The organism is Streptomyces sp. NBC_00873 (assembly GCF_045207415.1).
Lineage (GTDB): Bacteria > Actinomycetota > Actinomycetes > Streptomycetales > Streptomycetaceae > Streptomyces.
The window spans coordinates 7796009-7812872 of sequence record NZ_CP108803.1 but is presented as its reverse complement, the minus strand read 5'-3'; the positions used below and the strand labels follow the sequence as shown (position 1 = coordinate 7812872).

Annotated in this window: 10 protein-coding genes and 2 pseudogenes; 8 read left to right on the top strand and 4 right to left on the bottom strand. The window is 69.3% G+C overall.

What is annotated here, in order from left to right:
- Positions 1 to 81: 81 nt before the first annotated feature.
- The gene (locus OH809_RS36080; RefSeq protein WP_406417211.1) at positions 82 to 789 is read left to right on the top strand and encodes a transposase; all 708 of its coding nucleotides are present in this window, start codon (positions 82 to 84) and stop codon (positions 787 to 789) included.
- Here the strand turns inward: OH809_RS36080 and OH809_RS36075 are convergent.
- The gene (locus OH809_RS36075) at positions 782 to 1777 is read right to left on the bottom strand and encodes an IS110 family transposase (protein WP_406424786.1); all 996 of its coding nucleotides are present in this window, start codon (positions 1775 to 1777) and stop codon (positions 782 to 784) included. The genes OH809_RS36080 and OH809_RS36075 overlap by 8 nt on opposite strands.
- 399 nt (positions 1778 to 2176) lie before the next feature.
- On the opposite strand from OH809_RS36075, the pseudogene OH809_RS36070 reads away from it, so the two are divergent.
- Positions 2177 to 2824: pseudogene (locus OH809_RS36070) on the top strand (IS6 family transposase); the annotation flags it as partial.
- 198 nt (positions 2825 to 3022) lie between these two features.
- Here OH809_RS36070 and OH809_RS36065 read toward each other — a convergent pair.
- Positions 3023 to 3334 carry an FCD domain-containing protein gene (locus tag OH809_RS36065; RefSeq protein ID WP_406417213.1) on the bottom strand — a complete coding sequence of 104 codons (312 nt, stop codon included), beginning with the start codon at positions 3332 to 3334 and terminating at the stop codon, positions 3023 to 3025.
- Between the two features lie 103 nt (positions 3335 to 3437).
- Between OH809_RS36065 and OH809_RS36060 the strand changes: the two genes are divergently transcribed.
- The 3 genes and pseudogenes from OH809_RS36060 (at position 3438) to OH809_RS36050 (ending at position 10155) form a co-directional block, all read left to right on the top strand.
- Positions 3438 to 5402, top strand: coding sequence for a hypothetical protein (locus OH809_RS36060; protein ID WP_406417215.1), 1965 nt, complete (start codon positions 3438 to 3440; stop codon positions 5400 to 5402).
- 109 nt (positions 5403 to 5511) lie between these two features.
- Positions 5512 to 7344: pseudogene (locus tag OH809_RS36055) on the top strand (glycosyl hydrolase family 95 catalytic domain-containing protein); the annotation flags it as partial.
- A 6-nt stretch (positions 7345 to 7350) separates the two neighbouring features.
- Entirely contained in the window at positions 7351 to 10155 is a 2805-nt protein-coding gene (locus OH809_RS36050) for a right-handed parallel beta-helix repeat-containing protein (protein ID WP_406516308.1), read from the top strand.
- Positions 10156 to 10568: 413 nt separating this feature from the next.
- On the opposite strand, the gene OH809_RS36045 is transcribed toward OH809_RS36050, so the two are convergent.
- Entirely contained in the window at positions 10569 to 10895 is a 327-nt protein-coding gene (locus OH809_RS36045) for a hypothetical protein (RefSeq protein ID WP_406417217.1), read from the bottom strand.
- 54 nt (positions 10896 to 10949) lie between these two features.
- Positions 10950 to 14747: an endo-alpha-N-acetylgalactosaminidase family protein gene (locus tag OH809_RS36040; protein WP_406417219.1), complete on the bottom strand. Its 3798-nt coding sequence runs from the start codon at positions 14745 to 14747 to the stop codon at positions 10950 to 10952.
- A gap of 91 nt (positions 14748 to 14838) precedes the next feature.
- Between OH809_RS36040 and OH809_RS36035 the strand changes: the two genes are divergently transcribed.
- Genes OH809_RS36035 through OH809_RS36025 form a run of 3 tightly spaced genes read left to right on the top strand, consistent with a single transcriptional unit; the run spans position 14839 to position 16700 of the window.
- Positions 14839 to 15282, top strand: coding sequence for a dihydroxy-acid dehydratase (locus OH809_RS36035; RefSeq protein ID WP_406516054.1), 444 nt, complete (start codon positions 14839 to 14841; stop codon positions 15280 to 15282).
- Positions 15195 to 15959 carry a dihydroxy-acid dehydratase gene (locus tag OH809_RS36030; protein WP_406424792.1) on the top strand — a complete coding sequence of 255 codons (765 nt, stop codon included), beginning with the start codon at positions 15195 to 15197 and terminating at the stop codon, positions 15957 to 15959. Before OH809_RS36035 ends, OH809_RS36030 begins: the two co-directional genes overlap by 88 nt.
- A gap of 39 nt (positions 15960 to 15998) precedes the next feature.
- A complete protein-coding gene (locus tag OH809_RS36025) occupies positions 15999 to 16700 on the top strand; it encodes a FadR/GntR family transcriptional regulator (protein WP_406417221.1) in 702 nt (233 codons plus the stop codon).
- Positions 16701 to 16864 lie beyond the last annotated feature (164 nt).

Here is a 16864-nt window from a genome sequence, read left to right as displayed (position 1 = left end):
TGAGCGGCATGGACGCGTCAAATCGCGGTCGCAGCACACTGCCACGACCACATCACAGCCCCGCCCGACGATCACGCTCGGTTGCGCGACCAGCACGCCGCTGTCCACGAGTTGTGGGAGCAGGGCATGTCGAAAGCGGCCATCGGCCGGAAACTCGGACTTCACCAAGCGACCGTCCGCAAGCTCGTCAACGCCCGCACCGTCGACGAGGTCATTGCCAGGACCCTCCAGCGGGCCCACGTCGTCGACCCCTATATCGGCTATCTCCACCAGTGGTGGAACGAGGGCGTCAGAAACGCCACCCAGCTCTACCGGGAGATCAAGGAACTTGGCTACCCCGGCGGTGAGTTGGCCATCCAGCGTCACCTTCGCCGCTACCGCGACGGACGCGGACACGCCCCCGAACCCGGCCCCAAGCCCCCCACAGTCCGAGAGGCCACCTCCTGGATCATGCAGCATCCCGAGCATCTCGCCGACAGCAGTGCCGACAAACTGCAGCAATTGCGGCAGCGCGATCCGGAACTGGACCGTCTCACTCTTCACGTCCGTAGGTTCGCCGCCATGATGACCGGACGCCACGGAGACCGCCTGGAAGACTGGATCGCCACCGCGGGATCCGACACTCTCACGCCGCTGGCCTCCTTTGCGAAGAACCTCCGCCGCAACCTCGACGCCGTCCGCAATGGCCTCTCCCTGCCGCACAGTTCTGGTGCTGTCGAGGGCAACATCAACCGGCTGAAGATGCTCATACGCCAGATGGGCAATGATGCCCCTATGGATGTCAAGTAGCGGTTGCGGCACGTGCGCGGCTGGCTACGGGGCTCGGAGTGGCGATGAGCCGGTAGACCTCCCGTGCGATGTAGCGCTTGAGGCAGCGGATGACTTCTCGGCGCGTCTTGCCCTCGGCAAGGCGTCGCTGCAGGTAGTTCCGGGTGCGGTCGTCCCAGCGCAGGCGGCTGAGGACGATCCGGTAGAGGGCAGCGTTGGCCTGGCGGTCGCCGCCGCGGTTGAGTCTGCGGCGCTGGGTCTTGCCGGAGGACGCTTCGACCGGGCTGGTGCCGCACAAGGCTGCGAAAGACGCCTCGCTGGTGAGGCGTTCGGGGTTGTCACCTGCGGCGATGAGCAGGGCTGCGGCGCTGTCCGGGCCGACGCCGCGTACGTCGAGTAGACCGGGCGTACTCGCCTTGACGGCCTCGGCTATCCGCTGGTTCAGGTCGTCGATCTCTTCGGTCAGGTGCTGGATTCGGCGGGCCAGCAGACGCAGGGTGTGCCGGGCAGCTGTAGCAGGCCCGGTCGCGTCCAGAGCTTCCAGTGCGGCGCACCGCTTGATCAGGTGCGGGTTGGTCAGGCTGGCCAGAGCCTCGCGCAGGGCGGAGTCGGCGCAGACCAGGACGCTCTTGAGCTGGTTGATGGCCTGGGTGCGGGACTTGATCGCGGACCCCTTGGCGAGTTTGAACAGCCGCAGCATCTCCACCGGGCCGTCGCTCGTCTTGGCCGCGGCGGTGGCGCGTCCGGACAGCACGGCGCGGGCGGCGGCCTCGGCGTCGACGGCGTCGGTCTTGCCGTGGCGCCGGCGGGCGGCCTTGTCCGGCTGGTTGACCTCCGTGACCTCGATTCCCTCGGCGTGCAGGTGGCGGGCCAAGGCCGCCCCGTAGGAGCCGGTGCACTCGACGCCGGAACGTCGCACCACTCCGAACGAGCGGGCCCAGGCGACGAGTTGGCGGTATCCCTGCGCGGTCGCCGGGAAGCTCCGGCCGTCCAAGGCGGCACCGAGCATGGTGATGACAGCCGCGGCGTGAACGTCCTTGTGGGTGTCCACGCCGAGCAGGACCTCCTCGGCGGCGTCGGCCGGGATGTTACACGGGGCAGCGGATTGCGTGATGCTGGGCAAGGTCGCCTTCTCCTGATCGCCTTGGGTGCTGGTGGCCGTCGCCGGGCCGGGGCGGTCAAGACTGTGACGGTGCCTGTCGCGAAGGCCCCTATCGGGACACGTCCCCTGCCCGGCGGCAGCACGCACCGCACCGAGCAGGCAGCCGACAGATCAATGCCAAGGCACACGGCCAGTCACGTTGCGAGTCAAGCCACCGCCCGGAGCGGCACCCGATCATCCTCACAGTCACGTTGGCGGATGGCGTGGGAGGATCCTCGGGTTGATCATGGTGGAGGGGGATCGTCCGTGGGGAGCACGTCGCCGTCGTACAAGGGGCACCGGTACCCGGTCGAGGTGATCTCCCACTGCGTGTGGCTGTACTTCCGCTTCCCACTCAGTTTCCGTGAGGTGGAGGAGCTGATGCTCCAGCGCAGCGTGATCGTCTCCTACGAGACGGTCCGGCGGTGGTGCGCCAAGTTCGGGCAGGCCTACGCCGACGGACTGCGTCGCCGTCGGCCCCGACCCGGGGGTAAATGGCATTTGGACGAGGTGTTCATCAAGGTCAACGGGGAGCGGAAGTACCTGTGGCGGGCCGTCGACCAGGACGGCAACGTGCTCGACATCCTCGTGCAGAGCCGCCGGGACAAGGCCGCCGCCCGGCGCTTCTTCCACAGGCTGATGAAGAAGACGAGCGCAGTGCCGCGCGTGATCGTCACGGACAAGCTCCGCTCCTACGGCGCGGCCCACCGCGAGGCCATGCCCTCGGTCGAACACCGCTCCCACAAGGGCCTGAACAACCGGGCCGAGAACAGCCACCAGCCCACGCGGCAGCGTGAACGCGCAATGAAGGGCTTCCGCAGCGTCGGCGCGGCCCAGCGGTTCCTGTCCGCGTTCAGCGGCATCTCACCCCACTTCCGGCCCCGCCGCCACCTGATGACCGCCCTCGAACACCGAGCCGAGATGACCACCGCTTCGCCATCTGGGACCAGATCACCGGCGCTGTCGACCGGCCCACCACGGCCTGAACACAGGCCCGGACCGCGGGCCCACCATGCCCCGACGCACCGTCAGACACTTACACGCCCAACAAGGTGACAGCGCCTCCGTCGCAGATGGACGCGGCAGGACGGTATCCGGCGGAGGCTCCGCAGGTCACTGGTCCATCCTCTGTGTGAGCTGGCGCTCGAGGCTGTTCTTCAGGTGGTTCGCCATGGCCTCCGCTGCGCGGTCGGCCTTCCTGCGCGAAATGGCGCGTAGGACACGTTCGTGTTCCGCCGGCGTCGGATCTTCGGAGACCTGGACACTGGCGATCCGGAAGATGTGCAGATGCGAGTGGAGCCGCTCCACGGCGTCCGCGAGCAACGGCCGGTGTGAGGCCAGTGCGACCGCGTCGTGGAACCGCTGGTCCAGAGCGGCGAAGCCGCGACCTCGGCCGTACGGCGTTGCGGACGCAGCTCGGCCCACCCGAGGAACACTTGACAGCCTAGCTGCTATATCGCCAGGCTGCTGATCGTGCCACTCCGCGCCCGCCTCCCGGCCGGCGCCCGAAGACCGAAGGTGCGAACAGGTGACCTCACGCTTCGTCCTGCGCTTGCAGGTGGATCCCGCCGACGACCCGACCCTGGTGGGCGACCGGCTGCTGGCCATGGCGCGCGCTGCTCGCGCCGAGGAGATCTGTGTCTTCCTCTTCGGCATGGAGTACAACGACGGTCACGACAGCCTCGACCGGATCGACCACTGGCTGACCGCCACACGCCCCTGGCGCACCCGGCTCCGCGCCGAGGGCATCGCGGTGAGCCTCAACCCCGGCCACACCGTCGGCCACAGCGACTGGGCCCGTTCACTGAAGCCGGACCAGCCGTGGCAGCCGATGACCGACCAGTACGGGACGACTGCCGCCGCCCAGGTGTGCCCCCTGGACCCGGAGTGGCGCGCGTACTACGCCGAGACGCTGCGCCGCTACGCGGCCGAGGACGTCGACGCGGTGTGGATCGAGGACGACATCCGGCTGCACAACCACCGGCCTCTGGACTGGGGCGGCTGCTTCTGCGAGCTGCACCTGTCCGAGTTCGCGCGCCGCACCGGCATCACCACCACGCGGGAGGAGTTGGTCGCAGCCTGTACCGCACCGGGCGAACCGCACCCCTGGCGTGGTCGGTGGCTGGACTTCTGGGAGGCCACGCAGCTCGAGCTGCTCGATTCCTGGCGCGGCATCCTCGGCGACCGGCTCGGTCTGATGTCCTCGCGCACCGATCAACACGCCGCCGAGGGTCGCAACTGGTCGGCGTGGCTGAAGCTGCCCGGGCTGCACCGCCCGCACTTCTGGGCATACTCCGACACGAACGGCGCCGAACTGCCGTACGCCTCGCTGCAGCTCGACATGCAGCGCTCGGTGCAGCCGGAAACAGTCCGCAGTCTGCCGGAGATCGAGTGCTGGCCGTACGGGCAGTGGAACAAGTCCTTCCGGCAGACCGCCGCGCAGATGTCGCTGGCCCATGTGCTCGGCTGCGACGGGCTGGCCATCAGCCTGTACGACTTCCTCGGCAACCACCCGGACGACGAACCGCGCCGGGCGACCTTCCTCGCCGAGTGGCGCGACACGTTCGACTGGCTCTCCGAGACGTTCCCCAAGTCCTTGCGGACTGTCGGTGTCGGCCTGCCGTGGTCACAGGCGACCGGCCGCCGGGTCCACACCGAGAAGGCACGCTGGCAGTCGCTCGTCGTGGAGCAGGGCGGATGGGCCGGCCTGCTCGGCGCCGCCGGGCACGCGGTGACCGGTCGCGGCGGCGCGAGGGTCAACGCCCTGTCCGGGGCCTCCACCTGGGCCTTCGACGACTCCGAACTGCGCAAGTGGCTGAGCGGCGGACTCCTGCTGGATTCCGTGGCCGCGCGCATCCTCTTCGAGCGGGGTTACGGCCCCCTGATCGGTTTGGCCTCTGTCCGCTCCGCGCCTGAGGGGTACGTCCGCGAGGTGTGCACGGACCCGGAGTTCGCGCTGCGGCCGGGCTGCGTGATCTCCCTCGACGTGGAGAGCTACGACCGGGCGGATTTGATGCACGGGGAACCTCTTCCGCGGGCACGCGTGGCGAGCGTCGTACACGATCAAATCGGGCGTGAGACAGGCCCCGGCCTGGTCCTCCATGACAACGATCTAGGCGGCCGCGTCGCGGTCGTCCCGTGGCCCGCACACACAGCGGACCGCGTACTGATGAACCCGCAACGCGCCGTCCAGCTCGGTGCCGTCCTCGACTGGATCTCCGACGCGTCCCATGCACGCGCCACGGGCCACCCCTGGCTGGTGACACAGGCGCTGACGGACGGTCGCGCCTGGCGCGTGGTCGTCTGGAACGCGTCCCCGGACGAGGCGGACGACGTCCGGGTCCGGCTCCCCGCAGGGATGCCGGAGCCAGCCGCGGCCGTCCAGGTCACCGCGCGCGGCGCTCGCATGACCGTGGGATGGAAGGACGGCCGGGTCGTGCTCGAACAGCCCCTGGGCCAGTGGGAGTACGTGGTGCTGAGCACCCAGGACTAACTGATCTGCCGTGCGGTGGCATCGGACGAATTGACAAGGCGTCACCACTTCAGTCCCGCCTATTGCCGTAATGATCCCATCAGATATCGGACCTCTATGAGACGGATTCATGTCACGGAGATACACACGTGGAGCGGTCCCGGGCGCGGCGGCCGGCGGCGTCGCCGCGACGGCCTTGACGGGTGTCCACCGCGCCGGGGCCGCCGCGGCACACCGTGCGGCGAGCGCCACGGCCCCCGTACAGGGCTCGCAGACTCTCTGGTACGACAAACCTGCCACGAGCTGGGAGCAGGAGGCCCTGCCGATCGGCGACGGCGCCCTGGGCGCCAAGATGTTCGGCGGAGTGGCCAGCGACCAACTCCAACTCAATGAGAAGTCGCTCTGGACGCGCGGACCGGGCAGCACCGAGGGGTATGACCACGGCGACTGGCCCGTCCCCCGCCCCGGAGCGACAGCCGACGTGCAGAAGGCCGTCGACGAGCACAGTTCGATGGATCCGGACGAGATATCGCGGCGGCTGGGGAACCCGACGTACGCGACCGTCGGCAAGGTCCCCAGCTTCGGCAACCACCAGAACTACGGCGACCTCTTCCTCGACATCGCCGGCGCGCCCTCCTCCCCCACGGGCTACCGCCGCAGCCTCGATATCGGCACGGCGCTCGCGGCGGTGAGCCACAGCGACGGGGAGACCCGCTTCAGCCGCGAGTACTTCGCGAGCCGTCCGGGCAACGTCGTCGAGGGACGTCTCAGCGCCGACCGTCCGGGCAAGGTCTCCTTCACACTGCGCTTCACGAGCGCCCGGAGCGGCACCTCCTTGACGGCCGAGAACGGGAGTCCGCGCATCCGGGGCGTTCTCGCCGACAACGGTCTCGTCCACGAGGGCCAGGTCCAGATCCTCATCAGCGGCGGCACCCGCACCGACGGCGACGACCGGATCACGGTGACCGGAGCCGACGACGCCACCTTTGTCCTGGCCGCCGGAACCGACTACGCCGACATCTGTCCCCACTACCGAGGTCCCGGCCCGCACCCACAGGTGACCGCGGCGGTCGACAAGGCCGCGGCACAGTTGTACGACGATCCTCGCGACGGCAGAAGGGTCGTCTCCCCCAGCTACTCCCCCGAGCAGGGCGCCTTCACCGCCGGCGCCTCCGTCTCGCAGCAGATCGTGTTCGATCTCCTGACGAACACCGCGGAGGCCGCCGAAGACCTCGGCGACGACAAGGAGTTCCGAGCGAAGGTGCTGGCGGCGCTCGACACCATGAACCCTGGCCTGCGCATCGGATCCTGGGGCCAGCTCCAGGAGTGGAAGGCCGACCTCGACGACCCCGCGAACACCCACCGCCACGTCTCACACCTGTTCGCGCTCCACCCCGGCCGACAGATCGACCCCGGCTCGGCCTACGCCGATGCCGCCCGGGTGTCGCTCACCGCACGCGGTGACGGGGGTACCGGCTGGTCCGAGGCATGGAAGATCAACTTCTGGGCCCGGCTCGGGGACGGCGACCACGCGGCCAAGATGCTCGGCGAGCAGCTGAAGTCGTCGACGCTGCCCAATCTCTGGGACACCCACCCGCCCTTCCAGATCGACGGCAGCTTCGGCGCCACCTCCGGCATCGCGGAGATGCTGCTGCAGAGCCACGCCCGCGACGGCGCCGTCCATGTCCTGCCCGCGCTGCCCGCCACCTGGCGAGAGTCGGGCTCGTACGACGGCCTGCGGGCGCGCGGGAACTTCACCGTCGGCGCGACCTGGCGTCAGGGCGCGGCGACGGAGATCCGGATCGCCTCCGGCAGCGGAGCGACCGCGCGACTGCACCATCCGCTGTTCGCGGGCAAGTTCCGTGTCGTGCGGGCGAACGGAAAGCCGGCGGACCACACGGTGCGGGACGGGGTCCTGACCCTGCCGACCCGGACGGGAGAGGAGTACCGGATCGTCGCCCAGGCGGGGGTGGTGCTGGAGCTGCCGGAGACCGTCGAGCCCGGCGGCTCCGTCGCCGTGACCACGACCCTGCGCGCCGTCGGCACCAAGACCCTGTCGGTCGGGCGTCTCTCCCTCGGCGTGCCCGAGGGGTGGACGGTCGAGCCGGGCGCGGTCAGGAACCCCCGCCTCAAGCCCGGTGAGTCCGCCGTCGCGGAGTTCTCGCTGACCGCTCCGAAGGACCGGCAGGGCAAGGTGGCGGTCGGCGCCACCGCACGTACCGACGACTGGACGGTCTCCGCTGCGCGTGACGTCCTCGCCTTCGACGCACCCGAGGTCGGCCCGCGGCAGCGCGTCGACACGACGCGGGGCGACTGGAAGGGCGCGTACGGGGCGGACGGCTGGGAGATCCCCGGCTTCGGGCGCAAGAATCCCACCGGGGTCGTGCTGGACACCTCGCAGGCCGGCGGTACCTGGACCTGGAACGGCAACAGCACCGAGGCGCGGGGCCCTCCAGCACCCCACGGAGTCGGGGCGCCGCATCCTGCCCTCCTGGTTCGGTGCCCCCGTGACCTTCACCGTCGACACCGGAAGCACAGCCAAGCGTGTCGCGCTGTATCCCGTCGACGGGGACGGGGTCGCGGGCGGCTTCCCACGCGACGAGGAGGTCGTCGTGTCCGATGCGCTCGACACCGTCCACGACTCCTTCCGTACTGGCCGCTTCGACGAGGGTTTCTGGCTCTCCTGGGTCGTCAAGTGCCGCGTGACGATCGCGCTCAGGAAGGCGGCCGGTGCGAATGCCGGCGCCAGCGGCGTATTCGTCGGCTGATTTCCGTTCCACGAACACAAGAGAATCGAGACTTCATGAGACACCTTCTGACGCATGGCGTGGCCTTCCTGTGTTCCATCGTGCTGGTGGCGGGGGCGTCGTCGGCCGCCGCCGCGGCGGACGGCGAGGGCCGCAGGGTTCATCACGTCGACTGCCGGGCGACCGGTGGAGGTGCGAACGGGTCACCTACCCATCCATGGCGCACTCTGGACCAGGTCAACTCCCTCGCCCTTGACGCCGGTGACCGACTCGTGTTCGCGCGCGGCTCACGGTGTACGGGCACGCTGGCTCCGAAGGGCGCCGGGCGTCCCGGTCACCCGCTGGTCATCGGCGCGTACGGCGAGGGGGCCAAGCCGGTGATCGACGGTGCCGGCGCCCCGGACGCCGTCCTGCTCCACAACACCGAGTGGGTGGAGGTCTCCGGTCTGGAGATCACCAACGCGGGGAACCCCGGCCGGAACAAACGCGGTGTCCACGTGCTGCTCGACGACTACGGCACGGGCACCCACTACTGGCTGACGGATCTCGTCATCCACGACGTGCTCGGCGACGACACGAAGCACACCGGCGGTTCCGCGGGCATCCTCTTCTCCGTCACCGGCTCCACGGTGGAGACGCGGTTCGACGACGTTCGCGTCGAGGGCAACACCCTGCGGACGGTGGACCGGGAAGGCATCTACTTCGCGTCCAGCTGGAACAACCGGCCCGTGATCACCGACTACAACCCCGCCGGTCCCCGGTGGCTGCCCGCCACCCGCGTCGTCGTACGGGGCAACACCCTGGAGGACCTGGGCGGCGACGGCATCGTCCTGACCGCCACGGACGGCGCCCTGGTGGAGCGGAACGTGGTCCGCGGCTTCCAGCGCCGCTCCGCCGGTTACAACGCCGGGATCTGGCCGTGGAACGCCGACCACACCGTCTTCCAGTACAACGATGTGTCCGGCGGCGAGACGACGCGTGACGGCATGGCCTACGACGTCGACGAGGGCTCCTTCGGCACGGTGTTCCAGTACAACTACAGCCACGACAACGCCGGCGGCTTCTTCCTGGTCTGCACTGCGGGCGGCACCCTGGGCGACGCGGTGATCCGCTACAACATCAGCCAGAACGACCGTTTCCGGGGCATCGAAACTTGTTCCGGGTCCTTCGACGACGTGCGCTTCCTCAATAACACGATCTATATCGCCCCCGGGGTCTCCCAGACCGTCGTGAACGAGAACACCGCCCAGCGGCACGAGATCGCGTTCCGCAACAACGTGGTCGTGAAGGAAGGCACGGGCAAGGCGACGTTCGCGTTGCGCTCCGGCGCGGTGACAGTGTCGGACAACATGCTCCACAACATCGCGGGCGCGCCCGCGAATCCGGGTGGCGGCACGGCAGATCCGCTGCTGACGGGTCGGGGCACTGCGACCGGGATCGGGGACGCGGGCGCGGCGTACGCCCTGCACGCGGACTCCCCCGCGCTGGGTGCCGGTGCGGCACTTCCCGACATCGGCGACCGCGACTTCTCCGGCAACCCGGTCCCTCCTGACACGGCCCCCAGCATCGGCGCCTACAACGGCCCGGGAGTCGAAGGCGCGCGCCCCACTCCGGTCGAGGCTTCCCCGGTCACCCCGCTGCTCTCCAATAGCGGCTTCGAGAACGGGCTGACGGGCTGGGCGACGCGTAACGCGGCGTCCGTCGCCGACGCCCACGAAGGAACGAAGGCGGCCCGGCTCACCGCGCCTGCCGGCGGCTTCGCCACGGCGGAACAGTCCGTGACGGGTCTTCGCCCCGCCACCCGCTACGTGCTCTCGGCCTGGATCAGGAACGACGGCGGGTCCACAGTCCTCGGCGCCAAGGGCTTCGGAGGAGCCGCAACGTCCGCCTCGGTCTCGGACAACGAGTGGACTCTCGCCTCGGTGGAGTTCACCACCGGCACCACCGGCAGTACGGCGACGGTCTTCTGCTACCGGGAGCAGCCGGGCACAGCGGTCTGCGACGACGTGACCCTGCGCGCGCTCTGACGGAGCTCGGCTGGAGATGAGAGGGAAGGGGCTCCGTCCACGATGCGGACGGAGCCCCCTTCGCCAGGTCGCGGCGTGGTTCAGGTGCAGTGGATAGCGTGGGGGCCACTGGCCGCGGCCAGCCGTCGGCGACGGCGCGGGTGAGGGCCTCGCGGGCGGCGGAGTCCGGCGTGGCAGGGTCGAACTCCCGGACGGGGCCCACGCCGATGCGGGCGAACAGGTGCTGCAGCCCTCGTCGCCCGGGCGCATGCCGCCCTCGCGCAGGCAGCGGTTGAGGACTGTGAAGAACTCCAGCAACCCTCGGTGACGCCGGGCGGAAGCGGTCGGCTCCATCCGGGCCCGACCAGGGCGTAGTCGCCAGGGCCGGAACCGATCGAGCGCGGGAGATGTTGGCGGCGGTGTCAGTGAAGCTGTCAGGATCTGCGCGGGCCAGTAGCGCATGTCGCCGGTGTCCGGCAGGTGTGCAGCGCAAAGGGCTCGATGCACAGGTCGATGAACGCCTCGGAGTACAGCAGATCCGCGTTGGGCGTTCCGTTCTCCACCACCGGCGGGACGCCGATGGTGCAGGCGTCCAGGAGCCGCGCGTCGTGGGGGGGCGTTGATCGGGGACTCGTCGTGCTCGACACGGCCCGCACGGACGAACCTGGCCGGGGGGTGTCGATGCTGAAGTCGGACGACCAGGTCACTGAAGTGCGGCGGACCGCAACCTGAAGGCTGCCGATCAGAGGGGACGACGACAAGCCCCGTCCGCGATGCGGGCGGGGCTCCTCTTGCCGTGCGGCTCTACGAAGCCGTCAGTCCTGGGTGAGGACGTTCAGTTCCGCCGCGCCCGCCCACGGCTGGCCGTTGACGGAGCTGAGGGCGACGAGCTTGATGAAGCTGCCGGTGCGTCCGCCGAGCGGGACGATCTGCTCGTCGGCGCTGTTGGGCCAGGTGCCCTTGGCGACCGGCTGGCCCCAGTTCTGGCCGTCGGTCGAGACGTAGACCTCGTAGTCCTTGATCCGGTCGTTGGTGTGGTTCTGTCGCGGCAGGTACCTGAACTCCTTCAGCGGGTGGGAGCCGCCGAGGTCGAGCGTGATGTGGTGCGGGTAGTTCGGGGACGAAGCCGACCAGCCGGTGCCCCACCAGGTGGCGGGGTCGCCGTCGAGGGCGTTGGTGGCCGGAGTGTCCTCGCCCTCGGTCTCCTGGCTGTCGACGTCCACGATCTTGATGCGGTCCTGCGGGAGGTAGTTGGGCGGGACCGTACTGACCTGGACGGCGGCCGCGGTCGAGGCCTTCTTCTCACCCGCGGTGTACGACGCCTGGGCGTTCAGGGTGAACGTGTCGGCGGGGATGCCGGCCTTCGGGGTGACCTTCCAGGTCACCTTGCCGGTGGCGCCGGGGGCGACGGAGGCGAGCGTGGCGGACGTCTCGGGCTGGGCGGTCCAGCCGTCGGGGACGGTCAACTCGGCCTCGACGGCGGTGGCCGTGGTCGTCTCGCCGTTGGTGAACGCCACGTCGACCTTGTTGGCCACGCCCGGCACGAGCTTGCCGGACTTGGGCTGGACGGCGAGCGTCGCGCAGGAGGAGACCTCGTCCGTCTCGCCCAGGTCGGTCACGGTGAAGTCGTCCATGACGAAGTCGGCCTGCTCGAGGGCGGATCCGACCTTGCGGATGCCGACGTAGTAGTCGCCGCAGTCGCCCGCGGTGAATTCGTGGTTGTAGCGGGCGGTGGTGCGCTGCTGCCCGAAGAGGTTCTGCTGCGTCTCGGTCGTCCTGGCACCGCTCGCATCGAGCCGGTCGTACCCGGTGGACAGGGCGTACTGGCCGGCGAAGGCGTTCTGGTAGTCGAAGGAGACCCGGAAGCGGTGGCCGGGCTCGAACCGCACGGTCTGCGGAATCGTCCGGTAGACGAGCTGGGCGCCCTCCTCGTGGGACTTCAGCGAGTGGTTGCCGTCGAGGGTCTGGTCAGTGAGCTGGCCGTTCCAGCCCGCCTGAGTGTACGGGGCGTGCTTCTCGGAGCGCACGGTGCGGATGTCCCCGGGCTCGGTCTGCACGAACGGGCCCCAGCCCTGCTCGTTGTCCTCGAAGTCCCAGTGGGCGACCGTGCCGGCCTTCTCGGACTTGGTGGTGTTCACCACGCGGACGTCGTCGAACTTGACGGCGGCATCGCCGGCCGCGGCGTCGACGGTCAGCTTCGCCGTCCCGGCCGTGGCCGTGAAGCGGGCTGTAGTGCGCTGGAAGTAGGTGCCTCCCTTCTCGTCGATTCCGAAGGCGTCCTTGGCTGTGGAGCGGTCGATCCAGTTCCGCGCACCGCCCGCGGTCAGTGTGACCCTGCGGGACGTGCCGGGCTGTACCTCGACCCAGACGGAGGCTGCGTAGCGCCTGCCCGGGACGAGGTCACGCAGGGTCGTGGTGAGCCGGGTGCCGGTGGCGGAGCCGGGGACGGCGGCTTCGTACTGGCCGAGTGCGTTGCGCTCGACGGAGGCGGGTCCGTCGACCTGCCAGTCCTTGAGGGTGCCCGAGTTGAAGCCGGGGTCGGTGACGTGCGAGCCCTGGCCGAAGTCCGGCCGCTGGGTGGTGTCGTGGTCGTTGCGGTAGACGACGTACGGCTGGTTCTTGACCGCGTCGATGGTGATCTTCCCGTTCTGGACGGGGAGCGCGCCGACCTTGACCCGGCCCTGGTCGGTCAGCTTGTAGAGGGTGACCGACTTCTCGTTCTTCCACTGCTTGGGGACCGGCCAGGTGCTGGTGCCGCCGGCCGGGTTCCAGTGGTAGGCCTTGGCGCCGGTCCAGGGGAGCAGGTAGGCATTGCCGTCCTGCACCTTGTCGTCGCCGACGAACACCTGGCGGGTGCCGGAAGCGTCGGTGACGCGGACGCCGCCGGTGAGCTTCGCGTCGTGGTCGGTCCACCGGGTGATCTGCTGCTTCTGGAGGAACTTGGCGGGAAGGTTCCGGTTCCAGATGTTGGCGTAGAACTTGTTCCAGTCGTTCTGGTTGCCCCAGCCCTCCCACTCCTTGATGTTCGCGGAGCCGAGCAGCGGGTTGTCGATCCAGACGTCCTTCTCGCTGTTACGGATGAACCGGATGACCTTGGAGTTGATGCCGCGGTTGGCGTCGCCGCCGTAGCTCGGCTCGTTGGCCCAGTGCGACCAGAGGGAGGAACGCTCCATCTTGTCGCCCCACTCGGTGCCGAGCTGCCAGCCCTGCTTGCGCAGTTCGGTCTGGAGGCGGTCGGACTTCCAGCCGTGGCTGTAGTAGACATCCATGTAGAGGAACTTGAGGTTGGGGTCGGTCTCGTCCCTCAGCTGCTGGAAGCGCTGGGCTATGTCACCGCTGGTGAGGTCGCGGCGCTGGTCGATGTAGTACGACTGGCCGAGCCAGTCCCAGCCCTTGGCCTTGGCGTCGACCAGCTTGTCGCTGAACGCCTTGGCCTCCGGGTACGCCTCGGTGGAGTTGACGTGGACGCCGAAGGAGGCGCCCCAGTCCTTGCCTTCCTTCGCGAGGGCGTTGAGGTCCTTGAGTCCGCCGGCCCGCGTGTTGTAGTTGCCGCCGTAGTCGGGGTGGGCGGAGTCGTGGCCCTCCTGGGCGTAGCCCTTGAGGATGGCGAGCTGGCCGAGGCCGTCGGTGGCCAGCGAGATCCGCTTCACGTTGTCGAGTGTCTTGGTGAAGGGGTTGCTCGCGTAGCTCGCGAAGTTGAAGGGGATGTGGGTGACCACACGGCCGGGGGTGTCCTCGGATCCCTCGGCCTTCACTCCGATCGAGCGGAAGGCGATGGCGCCGTCCTGCCAGTCGACCTTGGCGTCGGTGTTGCGGTCGCCGGTGACGACGACCTTCGCCCACGGAAGCTCCTCGGTGAAGGGTGACCCTGCGGCGCGGTAGGTCCACTGCCCGCTGGAGACTCCGACCTCGGTCGTCCCGTCGGCCTTGACGGCCTGACGCTTCACCCGGCTGTTCTCACTGGTGGCCTCGTCCTGCACGGAGTTGGTCTCGATCGCGGCGGCGAGCCGGTCCGTGTTGACGATGGCGTACGCCGAGCCCTGCGGGGACGCGTCGGCGGGCGTGTCCCGGGTGACGGCGGTGAAGGTATCGCCCTTGCCGTTCTTGTCCGGGTCGACGCGGGCCGCGGTGACGTGCGCGCCGGGCTGGTCTCCGCGTACGGAGAGGAGGTTGTGGCCCGGGATGTCGATCGTGTGGACACGGAAGTCGGCGGTGTCGGTGATCCGGTCGATCCGGAAGGTGACCTGGGAACCCTTGACCGCTATGTGCGCGTCGATGCGAACGCCGTCGAGGTCGGGGAAGGCCAGTCGGTAGCGGACCGTCGCGCCGTCGACGCTCGCTCGACCCGCGGCCCGGTGAGGCGTGCCGTTGAGTACCACGGTGTCGAGGGGCGTGGCCCGACCGCCGAGGACGGCGCCGGTCGCCCGGTCGCTGTAGTCGACGACGTAGGGGAACTGCGCTCCGGTGCGCACCCGCAGACCTGCGGATTCGATGACCAGTGCGGTCTCCGGCGAGTCCGTCGCGTCGGTCGTCGCGTGTGCCTGCCCCATGACGGCAGGCGACACGGTCAGCACGGCCGCCAGAAGCAGGCCTGCTCGTGAGTATCGTTGCATGAGTACTACTTAGCAGTTAAGCAGCTATGCCACTAGATCCCGCACACTTCGAGTTTCGAGCGGCGCTCGGTCCGGTTCGACAAGATCCCTGGTGGGGGGTGTCTGCCTAGCCGCCGAGTTGGCGATCGTGTACGCCGAAGAGGATCTGCGCAGCCGCCAGTGGTTCGGCGGGGACATCAAGAACGGCTTCATAGCCTGGCACCATCTGCGGGCAACCGGACTGGGATCCTGGGCCTTCGACGGACGCCCCGTCGTCGGGATCTGCCAGTCCGCCTCCGATCCGACTCCCTGCAACCGGCATCTGACCGGCCTGGCCGAGGCGGTCGAGCGAGGCGTTCTGCGGGCGGGTGGAGTACCGCTGGAGTTCCCGGTCTTCTCGCCCGGAGAGCCCTTTCTGCCCGCTCGTCAAGGAGTGCGCCGACGCCGAAGTGCACGGCGAGGGAAGCGATCAGCCCCCTCGCCGATCCCGTCCAGGCCGCGGGCAGCGGCATCGCCGTGCTGCGCGGCCCCCTCGCTCCCGGCGGACCGGTGGTGAAGCAGTCCGCCGCCTCACCGGAACTCCTGGTCCACGAGGGGCCCGCGCTGGTCTTCGTCCTGCAGGAGTACACGGCGGCCGCCGACGACCCGGACCTCGAGGGTCGCCGCCGACACCGTCCTGGCCGTCCGCGGCATGGGTCCGTGCGGCTGTCCCGGCATGCCCGAAGCGGGCAATCCGCCACTCCCCCGCAAGCTCCCGGCTGGCCGCGCTCGTCGGAGCGCTTCCTGGTGTGCCCGTCCCTGCACCCGGCCGTGCCGGCCTGCGGCCACCGGTACGGGCTCGTCGTGCTGCCGGGCGCCGGGAGCGCCACGGAGATCGTGGCGGCGCTGGAGGCAGGGGCGGCCGCGGTGAACCTGTTCCCCGCCCGCGCGTTCACGCCGGACGTGCTGCGTGACCTGCTGCAGGCGCCGCCCCAGACGCGGGTCGTTCCCACCGGTGGCATCTACGCGGCTTCCGCACCGGAGTGGATCACGGTCGGCGCCGTCGCAGTGGGTATGGGAGGCGCGTTCTCGTCGGACGCCGACAGGGGCGCCCTGCGCGGTGTCCTCGCGTCGGTCGACGCCTCACGCCGGCCCGACGGTGGGACGGCGAGGACGGCGGGCATCCGAGGTCGCTTCAGCACGGGACCACGATCGAGGAGACTGCACCGGAGCAGGTCGAACGCCCGGCAGTAGGCTGATGCTGCCCAGCAGCATCCTTGAAGGAGTCCCGACGTGGCAGTGCGCCGCACCACGCTGTTCGATCAGGTCGCAAGCGAGATCATCACTCTGATCGAGGAGACCGGCCTGAAGCCGGGCGACGAAGTGCCGCCGGAGGGCGAACTGGCTGCCCGGTTCGGGGTGAACAGGCTCGCGGTCCGTGAGGCGATCCGGGCCCTGGCCGCACGGGAGATCCTCGTCTCCAGCCAGGGCCGGCCGGCCCGCGTGAATGTGCCGACCTCACGCGTCTTCGGCCAGATCCTGGGGTTCCGCCTGCGCCAGCAGTCGCTGCGCTTCGAGGACGTGCTGGACGCCCGTGGCGCGGTCGAAGGGGCCATGGCCTCGCGTGCGGCGGTGCGTGTGGGTGCGGGAGAGGCGACCACGGACGATGCCACCGCGCTGCTGGAGAAGATGGAGGAGTCTGTCGACGACCGCGAGCGCTTCGTGGCGCTCGACCTCGCGTTCCATCACGAGATCGCCAGGACGGCCGACAACGGCATCCTGGAGCTGGTCCTGGAGTCCCTCGGTGACGTCCTGACCGAGCACCGGCTGGCCAGTTACGACGGCCGCTTCCTCCGCGGCGAGAGCCAGCAGGACACGATCACTGCCCACCGCGCGATCCTGGACGCCATCACGGCGGGCGATCCCGAGAGGGCTGTCGCAGCCGTGGCGGCACACCTGTCGGAGACAGGTGAGGACTTGGAGATCACGCCGTAACGACGCCCTCGCAAGGGCCGCATTCACGGCTTCGTGCGGGCGGTGGGCACGCCCCCACGAGGCCTCATGCATAACGAATGAGCGAGTCATCCGACCTTACCCGAGCATGCATTGACAGCTTAGCTGCTAACCAGCCAATATGCAGACTACTCAGAGCTGTCCTA

What these genes read in the sequence shown, in the direction of transcription:
- OH809_RS36075 (WP_406424786.1), bottom strand. Translation starts at nt 1,777, where the DNA reads ATGCTCGGTGCCGCCTTGGACGGCCGGAGCTTCCCGGCGACCGCGCAG.
- OH809_RS36040 (WP_406417219.1), bottom strand. Translation starts at nt 14,747, where the DNA reads ATGCAACGATACTCACGAGCAGGCCTGCTTCTGGCGGCCGTGCTGACC.